Origin of the sequence: Teichococcus wenyumeiae (assembly GCF_003696345.1) — a bacterium.
In the GTDB taxonomy this organism is placed as follows: domain Bacteria; phylum Pseudomonadota; class Alphaproteobacteria; order Acetobacterales; family Acetobacteraceae; genus Pseudoroseomonas; species Pseudoroseomonas wenyumeiae.
Map to the genome: position 1 here is coordinate 1 of NZ_RFLX01000102.1, position 4,104 is coordinate 4,104.

The 4,104-nt window shown below is 56.4% G+C and carries 4 protein-coding genes; 2 read left to right on the forward strand and 2 right to left on the reverse strand.

Annotation, left to right across the window (positions count from 1 at the left end):
* Both EBE87_RS27765 and EBE87_RS27770 read left to right on the forward strand, forming a co-directional pair.
* On the forward strand, window positions 1–245 hold a 245-nt coding region (locus tag EBE87_RS27765), incomplete at its 5' end, for an integrase core domain-containing protein (protein WP_147426254.1).
* A gap of 21 nt (window positions 246–266) precedes the next feature.
* Window positions 267–1,369, forward strand: a protein-coding gene (locus tag EBE87_RS27770) for an IS3 family transposase (RefSeq protein WP_408887773.1) whose coding sequence is annotated in 2 segments (ribosomal slippage) — window positions 267–522 and window positions 522–1,369 — 1,104 coding nt in all. Because the reading frame shifts where the segments join, the coding sequence is not laid out codon by codon here.
* Between the two features lie 206 nt (window positions 1,370–1,575).
* Here the strand turns inward: EBE87_RS27770 and EBE87_RS28865 are convergent.
* A complete protein-coding gene (locus EBE87_RS28865) occupies window positions 1,576–2,928 on the reverse strand; it encodes a hypothetical protein (protein ID WP_147426255.1) in 1,353 nt (450 codons plus the stop codon).
* A gap of 124 nt (window positions 2,929–3,052) precedes the next feature.
* On the reverse strand, window positions 3,053–3,862 hold the full coding sequence (locus tag EBE87_RS27775) for an IS5 family transposase (RefSeq protein WP_120641034.1): 810 nt from the start codon (window positions 3,860–3,862) through the stop codon (window positions 3,053–3,055).
* Window positions 3,863–4,104 lie beyond the last annotated feature (242 nt).

Consider the following 4,104-nt stretch of genomic DNA (forward strand, 5'->3'; position numbering starts at 1 on the left):
ATGCGCAGGCCGAGAGCTTCATGAAGACGCTGAAGGTCGAGGACATCTATATCGGTGGCTACGAGACGTTCCAGGATGTCGCGGAGCGTTTGCCGCGGTTCATCGAGGAGGTCTACAACGCCAGGCGCCTCCACTCGGCGCTTGGCTACCGGTCACCCGAAGAGTTCGAACGTCAACTGGTCCGGCACGTGGTCCTGACCCGCGAAACTGATCCATTAGGAGCGCAAGTTTTTCGGGCACCATGAACCCTGAGGAGGGGTGGTGCCATGAAGCAGAAGCGCTACACGGATGAGCAGACTGCCTTTGCCCTGCGGCAGGCGGAGAGCGGGACGGCGGTGGCCGAGATTTGCCGCAAACTCGGCGTGTCCGAGCCAACCTTCTATCGCTGGAAGAAGCAGTTCGCCGGAATGGGGACGGCCGAGATCCGGCGGCTGAAGCAGCTGGAGGAGGAGAATACCAAACTCAAGCGTTTGGTCGCCGACCTGAGCCTGGACAAGACCATGCTACAGGACGTGCTGCGTAGAAAATGGTGAGGCCCGCTCTGCGCCGCGACGTGGTGCGCCACCTACAAGGCGCCTACGGCATTGGCGAACGGCGGGCCTGCCATGCCACGGGCTTCCATCGCTCTTCCCAGCGCTACCGCTCGCGGCGGGACCCGCAGATCGAGCTGAGGATGCGACTACGAGACTTGGCCGCGGCCAGGGTGCGGTACGGCTACCGGCGCCTGCACGTGCTGCTTCGACGCGAAGGATGGCCCGTGAACCACAAACGAACCTACCGGCTCTACGCCGAGGAAGGGTTGTCGATCCGGACCAAGCTGCCCAAGCGCAAGCGGGCCTGGCGCTACCGGCAGGGGCGCCCTGGAGCAGCAGCACCGAACGAGATCTGGGCAATGGACTTCATGTCGGACCAGCTGTTCGATGGCCGCCCGATCAGGATCCTGACCGTGGTGGATATCCATACGCGAGAGGGGCTCTCGACGCATCCGAGAGCCAACTTCCGGGCGGCGCAGGTGGTCGAGGTCTTGGATCAACTCGTCCGCCTCCGGGGCAAACCGAAGAGCCTGAGGGTGGACAACGGGCCGGAGTTCGCCGGTCGCCTGCTCGACCATTGGGCTTACCTCAATGGTGTCGAGATCGATTTCTCACGTCCTGGAAAACCCACGGACAACGCGTTCATCGAGGCCTTCAACGCCCGGCTCCGTGCCGAATGTCTGAATGCCTCGTGGTTCCTGTGCCTGGCCGATGCCCGGGCCCGCATTGAGGAATGGAGGTGCCACTACAATGAGGAGCGACCCCACTCAGCCTTGGGGAACTTGACCCCGAAGGCTTTTGCCAACCAAGCTCAACCAGCCCGAGAACTTACGTAGGCCTTGGACCAAAGTTGGGGTCAAGACCACACGTGGCTTAGTTCTGACCCAGGGCGGTCCAGCCGCAGGGGTTCACTCCACTCCCCGGGTCAGATCTCAGCAAAACTCAACACACAGCAGATCAGCAGATTCCAGCCCTTCCGCGCACAGGTCTCATCAGGCCCGCTAGCACAGCGCAGCAACAGGTTCTTCGAGGTATCCGCGTGCTACTCATTACTTAACGTGTAGAGGCTTTTATCAAGCCCAACGTACGGAGACGGGAAAAGTGAGAATAGATTACATCTCATAAAAGTGGGCATCTGAATTTGAAGGCTTTGCATCAAGGAAAATATTATATTCTGATCCATATTGTATTTGATTTTTCCAGAAGCATTGAACTTCCGTTGAGAAATTGCAGTAAGTGATCTAGAGAAAAAATTCCCAGTCTGATCGTTGCTAACGTAGAGTAAGGTCGCGCTAAGCGCGAACCAGGGAATGCATCGAGCCAAACGAGGTTTAGAATAAATTCCGACATGGTAGCCTCGTTTCGCGAACTCATTTACGAACACATTCAAATCATCTTTGAATACTAAGTCAACATCGGATACAAAAATGGGCAAGTTATATAGACTTCGGATCTGCGTCAGGAAAAAATACCTTATCATAGTGTAATAAGCATTGTTACCCTTCCCACCAAGGTCGTCTGAAAAGCTAAGTCCTAGGTTAGGATGATCGCGCAGTTCCCCTAACGAGTTGAATGCGTCCTCTACTTCTTCTGGGGACTGGGCGACCAGATGGACATGGTAGCTACCGTTAGTACACTTCTCGAAAAATGAACCGCAACTATGCTTCACAAAACGTTTAAAATACACAACATCTACTGCTGAAAAATTCAGATAGCCTACGCTAGAGGCGGCGGTCTTTACAACATTAATAGGCAATTCCTCAGCACTCTCTCCGCACAAATCGAGCACCTCCTTAGACCGCAAGATGTTGAACGCGCCTCTAAAGTCAGAAATGAGGTGCTTCGCTGGATCGAGTCCGGAAATCAGAAAAATCTGTGCCCCTTCTTCAAACTGGCTTTGGGCAAGCTCGAGATCGCCGTCACAGCTGGATATAATTGCTTTCGCAATAAAGTAGTAAAAATCTCGATTTGCGCCAGATTCCTCATAGAGGTTTAGCATTACTTTAGCCTCTCTCACCTTAGAGCGTAATATTAAGGTGTCTTTCCCAACATTCAGCCAACTACTTCTTGCCGAGATTAATGCGCAAATCTTTGATAAAAGCGGCAGACTATTACAAAACGAGGCTTTGCTCATTCTGAACGCGTAGTTTGATAGGGACAGTATTACATTTTTATTTTGCTCTTCAGGCGCGCCTCCGTTGATGAAGCTCCTAAGGAGCGGCATAAACTTTGCGCGTAGATATTCCTGAGTTTTCGCGATGGCTTGAGGATCATCGCATTCGTCTGCAAGACATCTGAGATGTTCCAAATGTATAGATAAGTCATGGCCGTATATATCATCAATCACACCAGTCTGGTTGTGACTTGCTTTCATTAGACTGTCGTTTGAGTTCATTATCTTATCAAATCCTGAGGCGTCGCGTATGAGTGTACTTTATCTTATCACGCTACATATGGAAGCCCTATCAAGCAACATCAGGAACCCGGCCATCGGCGACACTGAGTGTCTGGCTGGAAACTCATGCGGAACGACCAAGGCGCCTGACGAGGAGCATGACGGAAGCGGCGTAGAGGAAGGCCTCTGCGGAAGCGATGGTGCGCTCAAAGTCGCGGGCGCGACTGCGGTTACGGTTAAGCCAGGCAAAGGTTCTTTCAACAACCCACCGCCTCGGCTGCACGGCGAAGCCGATCTGACCCTTGGGCTTGCGGATGATCTCGGGCGTGATGCAGGTCGCCTGCGCGACCCGCTCACCGGCATAGGCGCTGTCGGAAGACCTTTTCGATGAAGGGGAAGCGCTTGCGCGAGGCCTGCAGGGTGGCACTGCACCGTCCCTGTCCTGGATCCCCGCGGAGTGGCTGCGCAGCACCAGAGGCCGTCCTGCGGTGTCGACCATGATGTGCCGCTTGCGGCCTTTGATCTTCTTGCCCGCATCATAGCCGCGCGGGCCACCTGCCTCCGTGGTCCTGACGCTCTGGCTGTCGATCACGGCGGCACTGGGGCTGGCTTCTCGGCCTGACCTTTCACGCTCCAGCAGAACCAGGCGGTGGGCCAGCGCCTCAAACAGGCCGCGGTCTCGCCAGAGTAGGAACCAACCATAGACGGTTTGCCTGGGCGGGAACCGTTCCGGCAGCATGCGCCAGGGGCAGCCGCTGCGCAGAACAAAGAAGATCGCCTCCAGCACCAGCCGAGACGGCCAGGTCCGGTGCCGCCCCGTCCGCTTGGCCTGCGGCATCATCGGCTCCAGCACTGCCCATTCCGCGTCCGTCAGGTCGCTGGCGATGCGCAGCCCGGCTCGGCTATGCTGCGCTCGGCTGGTCCGGGTCCACATCAGGCACTCCAACTTGGTCTCCACAACCTGGTGGAATCACGCCCGCCCCGGCCAGCCAACCCTCATTCCGCTCCCGTTTCCAGCCAGCCTCTGAGTGTCCGTTCTCTTCTGTGGGCGCCCCCGTGAACGCAAGGGAAATCGGCGGGATGGATGGCACGCGTTGGGTGCTGACTTCTGTTCGGCCTCTGATGCGGCCATCCAGTGCCGCGGGCCCGTATGGGAGTTCGCAGATCGGGTCCAAA

Coding starts and splice junctions, on each gene's coding strand:
- EBE87_RS28865 (WP_147426255.1), bottom strand. CDS start 2,928: ATGAACTCAAACGACAGTCTAATGAAAGCAAGTCACAACCAGACTGGT.
- EBE87_RS27775 (WP_120641034.1), bottom strand. CDS start 3,862: ATGTGGACCCGGACCAGCCGAGCGCAGCATAGCCGAGCCGGGCTGCGC.